Origin of the sequence: Streptomyces albus subsp. albus (assembly GCF_000725885.1) — a bacterium.
GTDB lineage: Bacteria > Actinomycetota > Actinomycetes > Streptomycetales > Streptomycetaceae > Streptomyces > Streptomyces albus.
Genome location: NZ_JODR01000008.1, coordinates 207860 through 227674 on the forward strand (window position 1 = coordinate 207860; position 19815 = coordinate 227674).

Consider the following 19815-nt stretch of genomic DNA (forward strand, 5'->3'; position numbering starts at 1 on the left):
TCTCCCTGTCTCTCCTCGCGTCATGCGTCGTGCAGAAGGAGTTGCGTTCCCATGGCCACGCCCACAGCCGTCCACGTCGTCCCCGCCTCCCGTATCCGCCGCTCCCGTGCGGCGGCCCGGCTCCGCGAGCAGGACCGCCGCAACGCCGCCGAAGCCCTCCAGCGCGCCTTCGACCGCCGCTGACCCGTCCGGCTCCCCGGCAGGACGCCCGCCCCGCGGGCCCCGCCGGGGAGCCGGCGCGTCCGCCCCCTCTGCCCCGTCCGCCCCGTCAGGCATCGGCCGGGCCCGCTTCCGCCGCGCCCGTCGTGCCCGTGCCGCTGGGCCCGTGCCACCGCGCGCGTCCGTCATGCGGACAGGCTTGTGTCAGGGCATGGGACGCGGAGTAGGGTCGGCCCATGTCTTCTGGAACGGCCTCCCGCACGGACCGCACCATCGACCTCGCTGTGATTCCCGGTGACGGAATCGGCCCGGAGGTCGTCGCCCAGGGCCTCAAGGTCCTCACCGCCGTCCTCCCGCAGGACGTCAAGCTGGAGACGCGGGAGTACGACCTCGGCGCCAAACGCTGGCACGCCACGGGGGAGACCCTCCCCGACGCCGAGCTGGAGGACCTCAAGGGGCACGACGCGATCCTGCTCGGCGCCATCGGCGACCCGGGCGTCCCCTCCGGGGTGCTGGAGCGCGGACTGCTGCTGAAGCTCCGCTTCGCCTTCGACCACTTCGTCAACCTGCGCCCCTCCAAGCTCTACCCGAACACCGCCTCCCCGCTGGCGGGCCGGCCGGACATCGACTTCGTCGTGGTCCGCGAGGGCACCGAGGGGCCGTACGTCGGCAACGGCGGCACCATCCGCAAGGGCACCCCGCAGGAGGTCGCCAACGAGGTCAGCGTCAACACCGCGTTCGGTGTCGAGCGGGTGGTGCGTGACGCTTATGCGCGGGCCCAGGCGCGTCCCCGCAAGAAGCTGACCCTCGTGCACAAGAACAACGTGCTGGTGCACGCCGGCCACCTGTGGAAGGACACCTTCGACCGGGTGGGCCGCGAGTACCCCGACGTCACCACCGACTACCTGCACGTGGACGCCGCCACCATCTTCCTGGTGACCGACCCGGCCCGGTTCGACGTGATCGTCACCGACAACCTGTTCGGCGACATCATCACCGACCTCGCCGCGGCCGTGAGCGGCGGTATCGGCCTGGCCGCCTCCGGGAACATCAACCCGACCCGCGCCTTCCCCTCCATGTTCGAGCCGGTGCACGGCTCGGCCCCCGACATCGCCGGCACCGGCAAGGCCGACCCGACCGCCACCGTGCTGTCGGTCGCCCTGCTGCTGCGGCACCTGGGCTACGAGGCGGAGGCCGCCCGTATCGACGAGGCGGTCACCGCGGACCTCGCCGAGCGCGAGGGCACCACCCGTACCACGGACGAGATCGGCGACGCGCTCGCCGCCCGCGTGGCCGGCTGACGCCCCCTTTCTCCCGCCGCCCGCCGGCCGGCAGGTGGCGGGAGACACTCGCACCCCTGTCCGGGAAAGGTTGACTCCCGCGCGATAATCGGGAGGTGGGACCGCCCCTTTGAGGGAGCACTCGGACGGGTCGGCGCCGGGTCGGCCGGCGCCCGGACGCCGGGGCAGGTCCGCACGACGCACGAACGAAGGACGCGGACATGACGACGCCCCGAATCGCATTCGACCTCAAGCCCTCCACCCGGCCGCTGCCGGACGCCGAGCGGGAGGCGGTGCTCGCCGCCCCGGGCTTCGGGCGGTACTTCACCGACCACATGGTCACCATCCAGTGGACCGAGGGCAGGGGCTGGCACGACGCCCGGCTGGAGCCGTACGCGCCGCTCCAGCTCGACCCGGCCAACATGACGCTGCACTACGCGCAGTCGATCTTCGAGGGTCTCAAGGCGTACCGGCAGCCCGACGGCTCGGTGAAGGTCTTCCGTCCCGAGGCCAACGCGCGCCGCTTCCAGCGCAGCGCCCGGCGGCTGGCCATGCCCGAGCTGCCGGTCGAGACCTTCGTCGAGGCCTGCGACCTGCTGGTGGGCCAGGACAAGGCGTGGGTCCCGGGCGGGGGAGAGGCGTCGCTGTACCTGCGGCCCTTCATGTTCGCCAGCGAGGTGGGGCTGGGCGTCAAGCCGGCGAGCCAGTACACGTTCATGGTGATCGCCTCCCCGGCCGGCTCGTACTTCCCCGGCGGTGTCGAGCCGGTGTCGGTGTGGCTGTCCGAGGAGTACGTGCGCGCGGCCCCCGGCGGTACGGGCGAGGCGAAGTGCGCGGGCAACTACGCCGCCTCTCTGGTCGCCCAGGCCGAGGCCGCCGAGCACGGCTGCGACCAGGTCGTCTGGCTGGACGCCGTCGAGCGCCGCTACATCGAGGAGATGGGCGGCATGAACCTCTACTTCGTCTACGGCTCGGGTGCCGACGCGAGGATCGTCACCCCGGAGCTGACGGGCACGCTGCTGCCCGGCATCACCCGCGACTCGCTGCTGCGGATAGCCGCCGACATGGGTTACGAGACCGGTGAGGCACGGATCACCACGGAGGAGTGGCGCCAGGGCAATGCCGACGGCTCCCTCACCGAGGTGTTCGCGTGCGGCACCGCTGCCGTGATCACCCCGGTCGGTGAGGTGAAGTCCGCGCGCGGCCAGTGGACGGTCGGCGACGGCACCGCCGGTGAGATCACGATGAAGCTCCGCGAGGCGCTGCTGGCGATCCAGACCGGCCAGGCCGAGGACCCGCACGGCTGGATGCACCCGCTCGGTTCCTGAGCGGCGGGCCCCGCCCGCCCGTGCGGCGGGGCAGCCGGCGGGACATCCTGCTCATTTCACGCTAAGCCCGGAACCGCATCGGTGTACATGTACCTGACATGCGACGGTCGGGCTTCCGTGGTCGGACGGCCTTCCGGCGGCGCTGTGCTGGCGCTGTCATCGACCGCCCCACCGGAAGGCCGACATCCACGATGCCGCATCTCCAGGTGTCCCAGCCCGAGCAGGAGAGCCAGCGACAACTGAGAGCAGCGGCGGCGGCCCTGGGCCGCCGCCGCTTTCTGAGCATCACCTCCACCGCCGCGGCGCTCGCCTTCACCACCAACCTGCCCGGCAGTGCCCACGCCGCCGAGGCCGACGCCCGCACCGCGGTCCGCGCCGACCCCTTCACCCTGGGCATCGCCTCCGGCGACCCGCTCCCCGGCTCCGTCGTCCTGTGGACCCGCCTGGCCCCCGAACCGTTCGAGACGGGCGGCGGCCTGCCGAAGGCCCGCATCCCCGTGCGGTGGGAGATCGCCCACGACAGCCGCTTCCGCCGCGTGGTGCGCCGCGGCACCGCCATCGCCCACCCGGAGCTGAACCACGCCGTCCACGTGGAGGCCGGCGGGCTGGCCCCCGACCGCGTCTACCACTACCGTTTTCGCGCCGGCGCCTGGACGAGCCCCACCGGACGCACCCGTACGGCACCCGCCCCCGGCGCCGACCTGGCCGAACTGCGCCTCGCCGCCGTCTCCTGCCAGGCGTACCACGACGGCTACTACACGGCGCACCGCCACCTCGCCGAGGAGGACGTGGACCTCGTCTTCCACCTCGGCGACTACCTGTACGAGTACGCCGTCGACGCGAGCGGCGGCGCCCGCAAGTACACCGACCGCCGGCTCCCCGACATCTTCAACAAGGAGACCGTCACCCTGGAGGACTACCGGCTGCGGTACGCCCTCTACAAGAGCGACCCCGACCTGCGGGCCGCGCACGCCGCCCACCCCTTCCTGATGACGTGGGACGACCACGAGACGGAGAACAACTACGCGGGCGACGTCCCCGAGGACGGCGGCTCCTCCCAGGACTTCCTCGTCCGCCGGGCCGCCGCCTACCGCGCCTACTGGGAGAACCAGCCGCTGCGCCGCCCCCAGCGGCCCGACGGCCCCGACATGCGGCTCCACCGCAGGCTCCGGTTCGGCAGGCTCGCCCAGTTCGACATCCTCGACACCCGCCAGTACCGCTCCGACCAGGCGTACGGCGACGGCGCCCACCACCCCGGCCCCGAGTCGGAGGACCCCCGCCGCACCATGACCGGCGCCGCACAGGAACGGTGGCTGATCGACGGCTGGCACGCCTCGGACGCCCTGTGGAACGTCGTGCCGCAGCAGGTCACCTTCTCCGAGCGCCGCACCGACTCCACCCCGCAGTACAAGGTCAGCATGGACGCCTGGGACGGCTACCCCGCCTCCCGGGAGCGGATCCTCGCCGGTGCCGAGGCGGCCGGCGTCGAGAACCTGATGGTCCTCACCGGCGACGTCCACAAGGGGTACGCGTACGACATCAAACGCGACTTCCGTGACCAGAAGTCGCGCACCATGGGCACCGAGATCGTGGCCACCTCCATCACCAGCGGCAAGGACGGTGAGGACAAGCCCGCCAACTGGGACGCCTACACGGGCGCCAATCCGCACATGAAGTTCTACAACGGCCGCCGCGGCTATGTGACCGTCCGGCTCGGCAGGCAGCAGGCCCGCGCCGACTTCCGTACGGTCTCGGCCGTCACGAAGCCCGGCGCCCCCGTCACCACCGCCGCCTCCTTCGTCACCGAGGTCGGCAGGCAGGGGCTGCACCAGGTCTGACCGCCCGGTCACGGCCCGCTCCCTCCCGGGGGCGGGCCGTGCGCCGACGCGCTGTGTGACGGGCGGGGCCCCAGGTGCCAGAGTTTCCGCATCGTGAGACGTGAGGCCGTCGGCGTGGCACCGTGTGGGAGAATGCCGACGTGCCCTCGTTCGTCATGATTATTGGCAACAGGCGCGCCGGTCCGCAGTGACCGACTGCCGTGGACGGAACCGCACGGCAGCGGCCACCGTGCCCCAGACCCGCGCGCAGACCTCTCGCACCCGCGAGGGGTCTTTTCGTTTTCTGGCACACCCGCAGCCGGAGGCGGAAGGCGCGAGGGACCATGGGGGCAAGTGGAGCGCTTCCTTTGCAACCACTGAACCCAGCAGGAGCCACCAGCCATGACCGTCGATGCGACAGACGCCGTTCCTGGTCCCGCCCAGGGGCCGGACGGCCCGGACGACAGCTTTCACGTCTTCGACACCACGCTGCGTGACGGCGCGCAGCGTGAGGGCATCCATCTCACCGTCGCCGACAAGCTGACGATCGCCCGGTACCTGGACGAGTACGGTGTCGGCTTCATCGAGGGGGGCTGGCCGGGCGCCAATCCGCGGGACACCGAGTTCTTCGCGCGCGCCCCCAAGGAGATCGACTTCAAGAACGCGCAGCTCGTCGCGTTCGGCTCGACGCGCAGGGCGGGTGTCCCGGCGCAGATCGACCCGCAGGTCAAGGCGCTGCTCGACTCGGAAGCGCCGGTGGTCACGCTGGTGGCCAAGGCGCACGACCGGCACGTGGAACTGGCGCTGCGCACCACGCTGGACGAGAACCTGGCGATGATCGCGGACACGGTCGGCCACCTGCGGGAGCGGGGCCGGCGGGTGTTCGTCGACTGCGAGCACTTCTTCGACGGCTACCAGGACAACCCGGCGTATGCGACGCGGGTGGTGCGCACCGCCCAAGAGGCCGGTGCCGACGTGGTGGTGCTGTGCGACACCAACGGGGGCATGATCCCGGCCCGTATCCAGGCCGTGGTGCGGACGGTGGCGGCCGACACCGGTGCCCGGCTGGGCATCCACGCCCAGGACGACACGGGCTGTGCGGTCGCCAACACGCTGGCCGCGGTGGACGGCGGCGCCACACACGTGCAGTGCACCGCCAACGGTTACGGGGAGCGGGTGGGCAACGCCAATCTGTTCCCCGTCGTGGCGGCGCTGGAGCTCAAGTACGGCAGGCGGGTCCTGCCCGAGGGGGCGCTGGCGGAGACGACGCGGATCTCGCACGCCATCGCCGAGGTCGTCAATCTGACGCCGGCCACGCACCAGCCGTACGTGGGGACATCGGCGTTCGCGCACAAGGGCGGGCTGCACGCCTCGGCGATCAAGGTCGATCCGGACCTGTACCAGCACATCGACCCGGAGCTGGTCGGCAACACCATGCGGATGCTGGTCTCGGACATGGCGGGCCGGGCCTCGGTGGAGCTGAAGGGCAAGGAACTGGGCTACGACCTGGGCGGCGACCGGGAGCTGGTCGGCCGGGTGGTCGAGCGGGTCAAGGAGCAGGAGCTCAAGGGCTACACGTACGAGGCGGCCGACGCCTCCTTCGAGCTGCTGCTGCGGGACGAGGTGCACGGTGGTGCGGCCGGTGCGCCGCGGTTCTTCCGTGCCGAGTCGTGGCGCACGATCGTGGAGCAGCGGCCGGACGGCGAGCAGGTCAACGAGGCGACGGTGAAGCTGTGGGCGAAGGGCGAGCGCATCGTCGTCACCGGTGAGGGCAACGGCCCGGTGGACGCGCTGGACCGGGCGCTGCGCGCGGGGCTGGAGCGCATCCATCCCGAGCTGGCGCGGCTGAACCTGGTGGACTACAAGGTCCGCATCCTCGAAGGGACCCAGGGCACGTCGTCCACCACGCGGGTGCTGCTGTCGATGAGCGACGGCGGCGGGGAGTGGACCACGGTGGGGGTCGGCGACAACGTGATCGCCGCGTCGTGGCAGGCGCTGGACGACGGCTACACCTACGGGCTGCTGCGCGCCGGGGTGCCCGCGCACGACTGAGCCGTCCGCGGTGGGGCTGCCGGGTCAGGTGCGCGGCGGGGTGAGGGCGTGGTCGAAGTGGTCACGGACGTGGCCGAGCACCGTCTCCCGGTCCACGCCCGGCAGCCCCACCACCAGATGGGTGCCGAACCCGTCGAGGAGGGCACGGGTGCGGGTGGCGAACCGGTCGGCGTCGACGGGGCCGAACTCACCGGCGGCCATGCCCTCCACCAGCAGCGCCACCAGATCCCGGTGCCAGCTCAGCTCCAGCTCCAGCTGGCGGGCGCGTACCGCGTCGTCCGCCGCCTGCGAGCGGTTCCACACCTCCAGCCACAGCGCCCAGTGCGGGTCGCGGTGTCCGTGCGGGAGGTAGAGCTCGACCAGTTCGTCCAGCCGTTCACGGGCCGGGGTGCGGCGGGCCAGTGCGGTGCGCCGCCGGGCGCCGAGCTGTTCCTCGCTCCACTGGAGGGTCTGGAGAAGCAGTTCGTCCTTCGTCTTGAAGTAGTAGACGAGGTGGCCGCTGCTCATGCCGACCTCGCGGCCGAGCGCGGCCATCGTGAGCCGGTCGAGTCCGCGCTCGGCGATCATCTCCATGGCGGTGGCCAGCAGTTGCTCGCGGGGCTGTGCCGTGCGGCGGCTGCCCTTGGCACGCCCCCGTCTGCTTCCCGCGTTCGTGGCCACCGCTGCGTCCTTCCGTCACACGGGCCCGCCCGCCTGGGAAGGGGAGCCCCGCCATCTGGTTGCCGCCGCCCACAGGGGCGGACCGGCCGCCGGTGCGGGGCGCACCCGCTCACCGTGGCCGGCCGGTCAGCCTAGCGGGAGCCGGGTCACACCCGCGGCTGCTGCTGGGTGATGCAGTGGATGCCGCCCCCTGCGGCGAACACGGTCCGCGCGTCCACCAGGGTGACGGTCCGGCGGGGGAAGAGGCGGCGGAAGATCCCCGCGGCGTGCTCGTCGCGCGGGTCGGCGAAGCCGCACAGGACGACACCGCCGTTGCACAGGTAGTGGTTGACGTAGGAGTAGTCGACCGGCTCGCCGTCCTCGGTGTGGGTGACGGTGGGCGCGGGCAGTTCGACGACCTCCAGTTTCCGCCCCCGCGCGTCGGTGGCCGACCGCAGCAGCCCGACCGTCTCCTTGCACACCTCGTGGTCGGGGTGCGCCGGGTCGGGCTGGGTGTGCGCGACGACGACGCCGGGCGCGGCGAACGCGGCGACCAGATCGACGTGGCCGCGGGTGCCGAAGGGCCCGTAGTCGGCGGTCAGGCCGCGCGGCAGCCAGATGGCCTTGCGGGTGCCCAGCTGGGCGTGGATCTCGGCCTCGACCTGTTCGCGGGTCCAGCCGGGGTTGCGTTCGGGGCCCAGTTGCACCGTCTCGGTCAGCAGTACCGTGCCCTGTCCGTCCACATGGATGCCGCCGCCCTCGTTGACCAGCCGCGAGGAGCGCACGGGCACGCCGGCCTGCTCCGCGACGTACGCGCCGATCAGCCGGTCCCGCTCCCAGCGGGCCCACTCCTGGGCGCCCCAGCCGTTGAACGTCCAGTCGACGGCGGCACTCCGGCCGTTCTCGACGACGAAGGTGGGGCCGATGTCCCGCATCCACGCGTCGTCCAGCGGCCGGCCCACGACCTCGATGCCGGTGCCGAGCTGTTCGCGGGCCTCGGCCGCGTCCTCGGGGTTGGCCACCATGGTGACCGGTTCGAACCGGCGCACGGCGCGGGCCACCGCCGCCCAGGCGGTGCGGGCCTCGGCGAGGGCCTCGGTGCTGTCGAAGGTCGGGTTGTGGCCGGGCCAGGCCATCCAGGTGCGTTCGTGCGGTGCCCACTCGGGCGGCATGTGGGGACCGGTGGGCGTGGTGGTGCTCATGGGGTGACGGTTCCTCGTGGCTGTGGCTGTGGCTGTGGCTGTTGACGTGGACGTATGTTGACGTGGACGTGGATGCGGGTCCGGGGGACGGGGCGGGGACGCTCCCCGGGGCCGCACCGTCCCCCCGGGCCGGGGTCGCTCGGAGTCAGAGGAAGTAGAGGCGGTTGAGCGGGACGCTCTCGGCCGCCTCGGAGCGCAGCGGTTCCCCGTCCAGCGTCACCAGCCCGGTGCGCTGGTCGACGTTGACCTCGCCGAGCCGCTGGTTGTGCACCAGATCGGCGGGGCCGATGCCGCGGGTTCCGCGTACGGCGACCCGGCGGCGGCGCGTGGGCAGCCGGTCGCCGCCCAGTTCGGCGGCGGCACGGGAGACGAACGCGACGGACAGCTCGGCCGGCGCGGCGCCGTGCCCGCCGAACAGCGGGCCGAGCACCAGGGGTTCGCTGGTGTCGGTGGCCGCGTTGGGGTCGCCGGTGACCCCCCAGGCCGGGAACCCGGACTTGAGCACCATCTGCGGCTTGGCACCGAAGTAGGCCGGATGCCACAGCACGATGTCGGCCATCTTCCCCACTTCGAGGGAGCCGATCTCGTGCGCCAGACCGTGCGCCAGCGCCGGGTTGAGGGTGAGTTTGGCGATGTAGCGCAGCACCCGAGCGTTGTCGTCCGCGGCCCTCCCGGCGCCGGTGACGGCCTCGGCGTCCTCCATCGGGCCGCGCTCGGCCTTGAGTTTGGCGGCCATCTGGAAGGTACGGCGCACCGTCTCCCCGGCGCGGCCCATGCCCTGCGCGTCGGAGGAGGTGATGCCGATGGCGCCCAGGTCGTGCAGGACGTCCTCGGCGCCCATGGTGCCGGCGCGGATGCGGTCGCGGGCCATGGCGGCGTCGCCCGGCAGGTCCGGTTTGAGGTCGTGGACCGAGACGATCATCCCGTAGTGCTCGGCGACCGCGTCACGGCCGAAGGGCAGGGTGGGGTTGGTGGAGGAGCCGATGACGTTGGGAACCCCCGCCATCCGCAGCACGTTGGGGACGTGACCGCCGCCGCAGCCTTCGATGTGGAAGGCATGCACGGTGCGGCCGTCCAGTACGGCGAGGGTGTCCTCGACGGCCAGTGCCTCGTTCAGTCCGTCGCTGTGCAGGGCGACCTGGACGTCGTGCTCCTCGGCCACGCGCAGCGCGGTGTCCAGCGCCCGGTGGTGGGCTCCCATGTCCTCGTGCACCTTGAAGCCGCAGGCACCGCCCTCGGCCAGCGCCTCGACGAGGGGCGCGGTGTCGGAGGAGGAGCCGCGGCCCAGGAAACCGATGTTGACGGGCCAGGAGTCGAACGCGGAGAACGCGTGCCCCAGGGCCCAGGGCGAGTTGACGCCCACACCCCACACGGGACCGAACTCCTGACCGATGATGGTGGTGACGCCGGAGGACAGCGACGCCTCCATGATGCGGGGCGAGAGCAGATGGACGTGCGTGTCCACGGCGCCCGCGGTGGCGATGAGGCCCTCACCGGAGACGATCGAGGTGCCGGTGCCCACGACGACGTCCACACCGTCGACCGTGTCGGGGTTGCCGGCCCGGCCGATGGCGTGGATGCGGCCTTCGCGGATGCCGATGGACGCCTTGCGGATGCCCTGGACCGCGTCGATCAGCACGACGTTGCTGATGACCACGTCGCAGGTCTCGCGCACGGCGGTGGCCTTCAGATGCAGTCCGTCGCGGGCGGTCTTGCCGAATCCGGCCAGGAACTCGTCGCCGGGCCGCTGCGAGTCGGACTCGACGCGGACGACCAGACCGGTGTCGCCCAGCCGCACCCGGTCGCCGGCGCGCGGGCCGTGCACCGCCGCGTACTCCTGTGGGTCCACGCTCATTCCTCGTCCTCCCGCCGCTCGTCCGCCGGTTCGGTGTGCGCCTTCGCCGGGCCGGGTCCGGCGCCCAGGTATCCGCAGGCCGCCGCGCGGCGCAGGGCCTCCTCGCGGGCCCCGGGCGCGTCCAGCGGACCGTCCACCAGCCCGGCGAAGCCGATGGCCAGCCGGTCGCCGCCCAGCGGGAGCAGCCCGACTTCGCGGCTGCCGCCCGCATCGAAGCGCACCGACGAACCGGCGGGCACCGCCAGCCGCATGCCGAAGGCGGCGGCACGGTCGAAGTGCAGCCGGGGGTTGGCCTCGAAGAAGTGGAAGTGCGAGGTGACGCTGACGGGAACGTCCGCGGTGTTGCGCACGGTCAGCGTCACCACGGGCGGAGCGGCGGCGTAGGCGGCGTCGGTGTCCTCCTCCGGTCCGGCGGGCAGCACCTGGCCGGGGGCCTCGGCGGTGGTGGGGCCGCCGATGGGGGAGGGGACGACCGCGAGCCGGGAGCCGTCGTCGAAGACGGCCTCGACCTGGATCTCGGTGAGCACCTCGGCGACGCCGGGCAGCACGTCGTCCGGGCCGAGCACGGCCTGACCGGCCGCGATGGCGTCGGCGAGGCGCAGTCCGTCGCGGGCGGCCTCGCAGACGGTGTCGGCGATCAGCGCCGTGGCCTCCGGCACGTTCAGCCGCAGTCCTCTGGCCCGTCTCGCCCGCGCCAGCTCGGCCGTGCCGAAGATCAGCAGGCGGTCCCGTTCGGTGGGTCCCAGCCGCACGTTCGTCACCCTCCGGTCGTTCCGGTCGTTCCGTGCCCCCGTGATGCAGGCCCAGCATTTAGAGCGGCACTCGAATAGTCAAGTCTCTTGCTTGCCTATTGACCGGGCCGCTCCGCATGCATCAGATTGAGCGCTGCTCAAAAGTGCCGCAGCCCAGGGAGCACCATGCAGATCGAGCAGCACGGCGTCGACGTCATCCCCGAAACCGAGCGGACGGGCCGCCCCCGCGACATCGTCAGCTTCCTGATCGGGTCCAACCTGGCGCTCGGCGTCGTCATCTTCGGCTGGCTGCCCGTCTCCTTCGGACTCGGCTTCTGGGCCGCCGCCTCCTCCCTCGTGGCCGGCACCCTGCTGGGCACGCTGCTCGTCGCCCCGCTCGCCCTCGTCTCCCTGCGGACCGCCACCAACCTGTCCACCAGCAGCGGCGCCCAGTTCGGCGTCCGCGGACGGCTGCTGGGCTCCGCCCTCGGCCTGCTGCTCTCCCTCGGCTACACCGCACTGACCCTCTGGGTGGGCGGGGACGCGGTGGTCGGCACCCTGGCCCGGCTGTTCGGACTCCCCGACGCACCCGCCGTCTACGCGCTCGTCTACGCCGTACTCGCCGTGTGCACCGCCGTCTGCGCCGTCTACGGCTACCGGCTGCTGCTGCGGCTCAGCCGGACCCTCGCGGTGGGCATGACCGTGCTGCTCGTCGTCGGACTGCTCGCCTACGCACCCCGGTTCACGACCCACGCCCCCGCGGGCACCGGCTATCTGCTGGGCGACTTCTGGGCCACCTGGCTGCTGTCCGTGGTCGCGGCCGGCCTCAGCGGACCGATGGCCTTCATCACCCTGCTGGGCGACTACACCCGCTACATGTCCCCGGCCCGCCACTCCGCCCGCCGCGTCTACCTGACCACCTGCGGCGGACTGGTGGCCGGACTGCTGATCCCCCAGCTCTTCGGCACCTTCACCGCCGTCGCCGTACGGGCCGCCGGCGACTACGCGGGCCCGCTCGTGGCGCAGGCGCCGTACTGGTTCCTGGTGCCGCTGCTGCTGGCCGCCTCGCTGGGCTCGGTCGGCAACGCCGGGCTGATGCTCTACTCGATGGGCCTCGACCTGGACGCGATCATGCCCCGGGCGACCCGCACCCGCTGCACCTGCACCGTGGCGGCCCTGGCCACCGTGCTGGTCTACCTCGGCCACTTCGTGTGGGACGCACAGGACGCGATGACCTCCTTCGTCCTGCTGCTGACCGCCGTCGGCACCCCCTGGGCGGTCATCGTGCTGATCGGGCACCTGCGCTGCCGGGGCGGCTACGACGCCGACGCGCTCCAGGTCCTCAACCGGCGTTCGGCCGGCGGACGCTACTGGTTCACCCACGGGTGGAACATCCGTGCCACCGTGGCCTGGGCCGTCGGTTCCGGGGTGGGTCTGCTCGCCGTGGACACCCCCGTCTGCACCGGCCCCCTGGTCTCACACCTGGGCGGCTTCGACCTCAGCTTCCTGCTGTCGGCGGCCGTCACCGCCGTGGTCCACCCGCTGCTGACGCCGGGCACGCCCGCGCCGGCCCCGGAGCCCGCGGACGGTACCGCCGCGGACGGCGGGAGAGGCCACGCCGCGGCCTGAGCCCCGGTGCCCGCCGGCGACACCTTCACACCTCGGTCCCGGTGGCTGTGGGAACCCCACAGCCACCGGGATCACTCATGGGAGATTCCGCTGCTTGGACCCCCGCCGGCTTGCAGGTTCTGTCCAGCGCTGCCATGAATCGGCCGCGGAGACTGTACGAATCCGACGACGGTGAACAGGCCCGCGGTTTCGTAGGGTCTATACATGACCGATCTGTCCCAGCCGTCGCCCCAGGCCGACGAGGCCGAGTCCGGACCCGTCCCGGCGCAGGACACCCGCGGGCGCGTCGCCGAACTGCACGCGATCCGTGCCCAGGCGTACCAGGGCCCCAGCGAGAAGGCGACCGAGGCCCAGCACGCGAAGGGCAAGCTGACGGCGCGCGAGCGCATCGACCTGCTGCTGGACGAGGGCAGCTTCCACGAGATGGAGACGCTGCGGCGGCACCGGGCCACGGGATTCGGGCTGGAGGCGAAGAAGCCCTACACCGACGGTGTGATCACCGGGTGGGGGACGGTGCACGGGCGGACGGTGTTCGTCTACGCGCACGACTTCAGGATCTTCGGCGGTGCGCTGGGCGAGGCCCACGCCGCCAAGATCCACAAGCTGATGGACAAGGCGATCGCGGCGGGAGCGCCGCTGGTGTCGCTGAACGACGGCGCGGGCGCCCGCATCCAGGAGGGCGTGGCGGCGCTGGCCGGCTACGGCGGCATCTTCCAGCGCAACACCAAGGCGTCGGGCGTCATCCCGCAGATCAGCGTGATGCTGGGGCCGTGCGCGGGTGGTGCGGCCTACAGCCCGGCGCTGACGGACTTCGTGTTCATGGTGCGGGACACCTCGCAGATGTTCATCACGGGCCCGGACGTGGTGCAGGCGGTGACCGGGGCGCAGGTGACCCAGAACGGTCTGGGCGGCGCGGACGTGCACGCCGCGACCTCGGGCGTGGCGCACTTCGCGTACGACGACGAGGAGACCTGCCTGGAGGAGGTCCGCTACCTGCTGTCGCTGCTGCCGCAGAACAACAGGGAGAACCCGCCGTCCGAGCCCACCGCCGATCCGGCCGACCGGCGCGGTGACGCCCTGCTGGACCTGGTCCCGGCGGACGGGAACCGGCCGTACGACATGCGCAAGGTCATCGAGGAGATCGTCGACGACGGCGACTTCCTGGAGGTGCACGAGCGCTGGGCGACCAACATCATCTGTGCGCTGGCGCGGATGGACGGCGAGGTCGTCGGCATCGTGGCCAACCAGCCGCAGTCCCTCGCCGGGGTGCTGGACATCGAGGCCAGCGAGAAGGCCGCCCGCTTCGTCCAGATGTGCGACGCCTTCAACATCCCCATCCTCACGCTGCTGGACGTCCCGGGCTTCCTCCCCGGTGTCGACCAGGAGCACGGCGGGATCATCCGGCACGGCGCCAAGCTGCTGTACGCGTACTGCAACGCCACGGTGCCGCGGATCTCGGTGGTGCTGCGCAAGGCGTACGGCGGCGCGTACATCGTGATGGACAGCCAGTCCATCGGCGCCGACCTGACCTTCGCCTGGCCGACGAACGAGATCGCGGTGATGGGCGCGGAGGGCGCCGCCAACGTGATCTTCCGTAAGCAGATCGCGGCGGCCGACGACCCCGAGGCCATGCGGGCCCGGATGGTCAAGGAGTACAAGGCCGAGCTGATGCACCCCTACTACGCGGCCGAACGCGGCCTGGTCGACGACGTGATCGACCCCGCCGAGACCCGCCAGGTCCTCATCTCCTCCCTGGCGATGCTGCGTACCAAGCACGCGGATCTGCCCTCGCGCAAGCACGGCAACCCGCCTCAGTGACAGGAACACGGGAGCACTCATGAACCAGACCGCCAAGGAGTCCGCCGGTACGGCCGCGCAGGCCGCCACCGCCGCCGAGATCGTGCGGGTGGAGAAGGGCCGGGCCAACGCCGAGGAACTGGCCGCGGTCACCGCGCTGCTGCTGGCCCGCGCCGCCGCGACCTCCCGGGCCGCGCACGCGCAGGCACCCGGCCGGCACGGCCGCGCCACCAAGGCCGGCTGGCGCAGGCTGGAGCGCCAGCACGGCTTCCGCGCCCCCCACAGCTGGCAGGGCTGAACGGGCGCCGGAGGGCGAAGCGCCGCGGGGCAGGACCCGGCGGCACGAAAACGCAGAGGCGCGTGCGGGAACCCCGGGGACAGGGTTCCGGCACGCGCCTCTGTGCGTACGCCCGGCGTACGGCAGCGAACCGCGGGCGCCGGCGCCGTGGGATGCGCCGGCCGGCCGCCGCTCAGTTCGCCGGTGCGTCCACCAGCACGGTGCGCCGCGGGTTGGCGGTCGTGGCGGGGAGCGTGACGCCGGAGGCCTGACGCTCTTCCTGGGCGGCGATCGTCCGGGTCGTCAGCTCGTCGGCGTCCTTGAGGTGCGCCAGCGTGGTGCGCCGGGGGTTCGCTATGTTCCGCATGGTCAGCGTGGACTTCACTGGTTGCCCTTACCTCGCTCGGCTTGTCATTCAGCAGTGAGATGTAAACGCCGAGAGTAGGCCCGCTATTCCCCGCGGATACGTGACATAGGCAACCCTGAGTATGTGATTTTGCTCACGAAGTGAGTGCCAAAACAGACATAAGTAATCGTTGAATCCGTCAGTTTAATCGGGCACAGCGGGCCAACCGGGCATTGGGGGCGCGTTGTTGGGTGCACGGCCGCTGCGCGGGCTCGACGTCCCGCGCGTTTGTGAATGGTGGAAAACCGACATTTCCCTGTACCGGTTCGACGTACCGTGAGACCGTGTGCGCAAATCGTGACTGATCTTCAACGGTTATCCACAGCCCTTGTTGGAGATCCGGCACTGTGCTGGAATTCCACGGACCGCCGCAGGACGACACACGACCGGCGCGCGTCGGACGCAGCCCAGCGGCGCCGCGCGACGGTGATGAGGGGACGCGCCGGTCATCACGACCGCCATGGGGCCCTGGGAGCCCCACGACTCGATACCGTCCCGCCGCCGCTACGGGGGGACGCCTGGTCCAGAGGTTGCGACGCTAGTGCAGGGACGTTTCAAGAGGGATGGCAGCGCTGAGGGGGCCCCGGAGGCGCGCGGCTCGGCCGACCGCCCCCAGCCCCAGCGTGCCCAGGACGGCGGGCCCGTGGGTGGTGACCAGGGCACACCGCCCGGTCGCCCGGTGAGCGCCGAACAGAACGCCGCGGCAGGCACCCCGGAAAGGACCGGCAAACCGGGGAAGGCGGGGAAGAACGACAAGGCAGGCAAGGACACCAAGGCCGGCAAGGACGCGACACCGCCCGGCACCGGCGACGCACCGGACGTCCCCGACCCCGGCTCCCGCATGGCCCTGCGCAACTGGCGCATCAGCACCCGGCTCGTCTCCCTCCTCGCCCTCCCGGTCATCGCCGCCACCACGCTCGGCGGCATGCGCATCTCCGACTCGCTCCAGAACGTCGACCAGCTCGACAAGATGAAGCTGCTGACGAAGATGACGGAGCAGGCCACCGAACTCGCGGCGGCCCTCCAGGAGGAGCGCGACCGCTCGGCGGGCCCCCTGGTCAGCACGGGCAACGACAAGGACGACACCGTCGTCGCCTCCCGGGAGAAGACCGACAAGGCCTTTCGGTCCTTCAAGAAGGCCACCGGGGACGTCGACGGCAGCGACAAGGCGATGGCGGGCGTCCAGTCCACCGTCCTGGACATCACCCGCCAGCTCACCGCGATCAACACGATCCGCGAGCGCGCCTACGAGAACCCCGAGTACGTCTCCCAGACGGTCAACTCCTACAACCAGCTGATCGAGTCCCTGCTCTCCCTGTCCCAGGACATGGCCCAGGCCACGAGCAACTCGGAGATGATCCGCAGCACCCGCGCACTGGCGGCGTTCTCCAGCGCGAAGGAGTACGCCTCCATCCAGCGCGCCATCATCTCCGCCGGCCTGGCCCACCAGCCCACCCCCAAGCTCTCCGAGAGCGACCGGCTCTACGCGCGCACCGCCACCGACAGCGAGGGCGCCGAGCTCGACAGCTTCGGCCAGATCTACGGCGACAAGGCCACCGCCGACCTGCTCAAGCCGATCAGCGGCGGCGACGTCAACGTCGTCATGGCGGACAAGTACCGCGACCGGATGCTGCACAGCCCGGACGCCATCAAGAAGCAGCGCCGTACGTACGTCGACTGGATGGACCAGGACACCTCCAAGCTCGGCGCCATGGACAAGATCGAGCGCACGCTGCTGGAGAAGATGGAGCAGCAGGCGCGCGAGCTGCGCTCCGAGGCCCAGCGCGAGGCGTTCATCAGCGGTGCGCTCATCCTGCTCGTCCTGGGCATCTCGCTGGTCGGCGCGTTCGTCGTCGCCCGCTCCATGGTCCGCTCGCTGCGCCGCCTCCAGGACACCGCGCAGGACGTCGCCCGCCGGCGCCTGCCCGAGCTGGTCAAGCAGATGTCCGAGGCCGAGCCGCAGGACGTGGACACCTCCGTGGAGTCCGTCGGCGTGCACAGCCGGGACGAGATCGGCAAGGTGGCCGCGGCGTTCGACGACGTCCACCGCGAAGCGGTCCGGCTGGCCGGCGAACAGGCACTGCTGCGAGGGAACGTCAACGCGATGTTCACCAACCTCTCGCGGCGCAGCCAGGGCCTGATCCAGCGCCAGCTCTCGCTCATCTCCGAACTGGAGTCCCGCGAGGCCGACCCGGACCAGCTCTCCTCGCTCTTCAAGCTCGACCACCTCGCCACCCGTATGCGCCGCAACGGTGAGAACCTGCTGGTTCTCGCGGGTGAGGAACCGGGCCGCCGCTGGACGCGCCCCGTCCCGCTGGTCGACGTGCTGCGCGCCGCCGCCTCCGAGGTGGAGCAGTACGAGCGCATCGAGCTCAACTCCGTGCCGGCCACCGAGGTCGCGGGCCGCGTCGTCAACGACCTCGTGCACCTGCTGGCCGAGCTGCTGGAGAACGCCACCTCGTTCTCCTCGCCCCAGACCAAGGTCAAGGTCACCGGCCACGCACTGCCCGACGGCCGGGTGCTCATCGAGATCCACGACACCGGCATCGGCCTCTCGCCCGAGGACCTGTCGGCGATCAACGAGCGGCTGGCCAACCCGCCGACGGTGGACGTGTCCGTCTCCCGCCGCATGGGCCTCTTCGTGGTCGGCCGCCTCTCCCTGCGGCACGGCATCCGCATCCAGCTGCGCCCGTCCGACTCCGGAGGCACGACCGCGCTGGTCATGCTGCCCGTCGACATCGCCCAGGGCGGCGGCCAGGGCCCCAAGGGCCGCCCCGGCGCCGCGGGTGCTCCGGGCGCCTCCGGCCCCCAGGGCGGCCCGTCGCCGGCGCAGGCGCGCGGCGGCAGCAAGGGCGGCAACCTCGCCACGGCTCTCCAGCGCGGCCCGCAGAGCGGCGGCCCCGGCACACCCGGCTTCGGTGCGGGTGCGGGCGCGGGGACCGGTGCCGGCGCGGGTGCGTCCGGTGGTCCGGGCACGTCCCGGCTGGGCGCTCTGCCCACGCGCCAGAGCGGCGCCGGATCGCGTGCCGCGCTGTCCGGCGGCGGCCCGCAGGGCGGCGGTTCCGGCGGCAGCTCCGTCAACTTCTTCGGCGCCCCGCCGAACCCCGGCCGCCCCGGCCAGGCTCCCGCCGGCCCCGGCGGCGCGGGCAAGGGCACCAACCCGCCGCTGCCCACCCGCGGGCGCGGTCCCGCCGCGCAGCTGCCCGGCGGCTCCGGGGCTCCCGCGGACACCGGCCGGTCCCCGCAGGCGGGCTCGCCCTCGGACGGTCCGGGCAGCACCACGGAGATACCCCGCATCACCCCGGACGGCCCCGCGGACACCGGTCAGTACGACCGGCCGGCCGCCACCGGCCAGTTCGCGCTGCCGCAGTCGGGCAGCCCGGCGGACACGGGCCAGTACCCGCAGCCGGGCCCGGTCTCGGAGGGCCCGGGGAGCACGAGTGAGATACCCCGGATCTCCCCGGACGGTCCCGGCGGTACGGGCCGGTTCGACCGCCCGTCGGACACCGGCCAGTACCCGCGCCCGTCGGACACGGGTGAGTACGCGCAGCCGTCGGAGACGGGCGAGTTCCGGCAGCCGTCGGAGACGGGTCAGTTCGCTCAGCCGGGTGGGGCGGGTCAGTTCGCCCTTCCGCAGGCCGGCGGTCCCTCGGACACGGGTCAGTACCCGCAGCTGTCCGACACCGGGGAATACGGGCAGCCGTCGGACACCGGCGAGTACGCGCAGCCCTCCGACACGGGTGAGTACCAGCGGCCCTCGGACACCGGCCAGTTCGCGCAGCCGGGCGGGACGGGCCAGTTCGCCCTCCCGCAGGCCGCCGGTCCGGCCGACACCGGGGAGTACGCCCAGCCGGGCGGCCCGGACGGCCCCGGACACACTGGGCAGTTCCCGCAGGCGGACGGCGTGCAGAGCCGGCCGAGCTGGGCCCGCCCGGAGCGCGGCCCCGGCGACGAGGACGGCCCGCGCGGCCACGACGAGCCCGAGGGCACCGGCGAGTACGCGCAGCCGGGGATACCCGGCGCGGCTCAGGCCGACGGCATACCCTCGGGGCCTCCGGCTCCGGCGGATGCCCCGACCCCGATCTTCGCGTCGATGGAATCGAACTGGTTCCGTGGCGCGCAGCAGCCCGCCCAGCAGGCACAGCCGCAGGCTGGTTCGCCCCACCAGGCGGACGGCACCGGTACGGACGGCGGCGGCAACCGGCTGTCCCCGGCGTCGGTCGCCCGTCCGGGGCAGCCCGCCTCGGCGGTGCCCCCGCTGCCCCAGCGCCGCACCGGCCAGGACGCCGCCGAGATCAGCGGCGGAACGGCCCAGGACGGCGCCGCACCAGGTGCCGTCGGAGGCGGCAACTGGGGGGCCTCGCCCAACGACGAGCGTTGGCGGCGTGCCGAACAGATCCGTCAGCCCGCGGCCGGCGGAGTCACCACTTCGGGTCTGCCGCGTCGCGTGCCCCGTGCCAATCTGGTGGCGGGTACCGCACAGCAGCAGTCCCCCGCACAGTCCGGTCCACAGGTCTCCCGCGCGCCCGACGACGTGCGTGGCCGGCTGACCAATCTCCGCCGCGGTGTCCAGCAAGGCCGGCAGGCCGGTACGGACAACCGCGGTGCAGGCCCCACCTATCAGCAGGAGCGTTAGTTGAGTC

The 19815-nt window shown here is 72.3% G+C and carries 14 protein-coding genes; 9 read left to right on the forward strand and 5 right to left on the reverse strand.

Translation table 11 applies throughout. From position 1 onward, the window contains the following. Positions 1-51 precede the first annotated feature (51 nt). The 5 genes from IO40_RS39395 (at position 52) to cimA (ending at position 6636) form a co-directional block, all read left to right on the forward strand. Positions 52-183 (forward strand): hypothetical protein, encoded by a 132-nt coding sequence (locus IO40_RS39395; RefSeq protein WP_016469948.1) that lies wholly within the window; start codon positions 52-54, stop codon positions 181-183. Between the two features lie 212 nt (positions 184-395). Beyond that, on the forward strand, positions 396-1460 hold the full coding sequence (locus IO40_RS0110340) for a 3-isopropylmalate dehydrogenase (RefSeq protein ID WP_016469949.1): 1065 nt from the start codon (positions 396-398) through the stop codon (positions 1458-1460). 200 nt (positions 1461-1660) lie between these two features. Next, entirely contained in the window at positions 1661-2767 is a 1107-nt protein-coding gene (locus IO40_RS0110345) for a branched-chain amino acid aminotransferase (protein WP_016469950.1), read from the forward strand. Positions 2768-2958: 191 nt separating this feature from the next. Beyond that, positions 2959-4605 (forward strand): alkaline phosphatase D family protein, encoded by a 1647-nt coding sequence (locus tag IO40_RS0110350; RefSeq protein WP_016469951.1) that lies wholly within the window; start codon positions 2959-2961, stop codon positions 4603-4605. Between the two features lie 381 nt (positions 4606-4986). After that, a complete protein-coding gene (gene cimA, locus IO40_RS0110355) occupies positions 4987-6636 on the forward strand; it encodes a citramalate synthase (RefSeq protein ID WP_031175302.1) in 1650 nt (549 codons plus the stop codon). A gap of 24 nt (positions 6637-6660) precedes the next feature. Here cimA and IO40_RS0110360 read toward each other — a convergent pair whose 3' ends face one another. The 4 genes from IO40_RS0110360 to ureA form a co-directional block, all read right to left on the reverse strand. Continuing rightward, entirely contained in the window at positions 6661-7296 is a 636-nt protein-coding gene (locus IO40_RS0110360; RefSeq protein ID WP_016469953.1) for a TetR/AcrR family transcriptional regulator, read from the reverse strand. Positions 7297-7442: 146 nt separating this feature from the next. Continuing rightward, positions 7443-8477: an agmatine deiminase family protein gene (locus IO40_RS0110365; RefSeq protein WP_016470049.1), complete on the reverse strand. Its 1035-nt coding sequence runs from the start codon at positions 8475-8477 to the stop codon at positions 7443-7445. A gap of 145 nt (positions 8478-8622) precedes the next feature. Beyond that, entirely contained in the window at positions 8623-10332 is a 1710-nt protein-coding gene (locus tag IO40_RS0110370; protein WP_016470050.1) for an urease subunit alpha, read from the reverse strand. After that, on the reverse strand, positions 10329-11084 hold the full coding sequence (gene ureA / locus IO40_RS0110375) for an urease subunit gamma (protein WP_016470051.1): 756 nt from the start codon (positions 11082-11084) through the stop codon (positions 10329-10331). The genes IO40_RS0110370 and ureA overlap by 4 nt, the downstream gene beginning before the upstream one ends. Positions 11085-11249: 165 nt before the next feature. Here ureA and IO40_RS0110380 point away from each other — a divergent pair, with 165 nt between their 5' ends. The 3 genes from IO40_RS0110380 to IO40_RS33410 all read left to right on the forward strand — a co-directional run bounded on the left by IO40_RS0110380 (position 11250) and on the right by IO40_RS33410 (position 14787). Further along, positions 11250-12692, forward strand: coding sequence for a cytosine permease (locus IO40_RS0110380; RefSeq protein ID WP_016470052.1), 1443 nt, complete (start codon positions 11250-11252; stop codon positions 12690-12692). A 204-nt stretch (positions 12693-12896) separates the two neighbouring features. Next, positions 12897-14510 (forward strand): acyl-CoA carboxylase subunit beta, encoded by a 1614-nt coding sequence (locus IO40_RS0110385; RefSeq protein ID WP_016470053.1) that lies wholly within the window; start codon positions 12897-12899, stop codon positions 14508-14510. A gap of 19 nt (positions 14511-14529) precedes the next feature. Continuing rightward, positions 14530-14787 (forward strand): acyl-CoA carboxylase epsilon subunit, encoded by a 258-nt coding sequence (locus IO40_RS33410; RefSeq protein WP_016470054.1) that lies wholly within the window; start codon positions 14530-14532, stop codon positions 14785-14787. Positions 14788-14959: 172 nt separating this feature from the next. Here the strand turns inward: IO40_RS33410 and IO40_RS0110395 are convergent, their stop codons facing one another. After that, positions 14960-15151, reverse strand: coding sequence for a hypothetical protein (locus tag IO40_RS0110395; RefSeq protein ID WP_016470055.1), 192 nt, complete (start codon positions 15149-15151; stop codon positions 14960-14962). Positions 15152-15713: 562 nt separating this feature from the next. Between IO40_RS0110395 and IO40_RS0110400 the strand changes: the two genes are divergently transcribed. Beyond that, complete coding sequence (locus IO40_RS0110400) at positions 15714-19808, forward strand: sensor histidine kinase (protein WP_031175303.1); 4095 nt, start codon at positions 15714-15716, stop codon at positions 19806-19808. The last annotated feature ends 7 nt before the right edge of the window (positions 19809-19815 follow it).

Coding starts and splice junctions, on each gene's coding strand:
- IO40_RS39395 (WP_016469948.1), top strand. CDS start 52: ATGGCCACGCCCACAGCCGTCCACGTCGTCCCCGCCTCCCGTATCCGC.
- IO40_RS0110340 (WP_016469949.1), top strand. CDS start 396: ATGTCTTCTGGAACGGCCTCCCGCACGGACCGCACCATCGACCTCGCT.
- IO40_RS0110345 (WP_016469950.1), top strand. CDS start 1,661: ATGACGACGCCCCGAATCGCATTCGACCTCAAGCCCTCCACCCGGCCG.
- IO40_RS0110380 (WP_016470052.1), top strand. CDS start 11,250: ATGCAGATCGAGCAGCACGGCGTCGACGTCATCCCCGAAACCGAGCGG.
- IO40_RS0110350 (WP_016469951.1), top strand. CDS start 2,959: ATGCCGCATCTCCAGGTGTCCCAGCCCGAGCAGGAGAGCCAGCGACAA.
- IO40_RS0110370 (WP_016470050.1), bottom strand. CDS start 10,332: ATGAGCGTGGACCCACAGGAGTACGCGGCGGTGCACGGCCCGCGCGCC.
- IO40_RS0110385 (WP_016470053.1), top strand. CDS start 12,897: ATGACCGATCTGTCCCAGCCGTCGCCCCAGGCCGACGAGGCCGAGTCC.
- IO40_RS0110365 (WP_016470049.1), bottom strand. CDS start 8,477: ATGAGCACCACCACGCCCACCGGTCCCCACATGCCGCCCGAGTGGGCA.
- cimA (WP_031175302.1), top strand. CDS start 4,987: ATGACCGTCGATGCGACAGACGCCGTTCCTGGTCCCGCCCAGGGGCCG.
- IO40_RS33410 (WP_016470054.1), top strand. CDS start 14,530: ATGAACCAGACCGCCAAGGAGTCCGCCGGTACGGCCGCGCAGGCCGCC.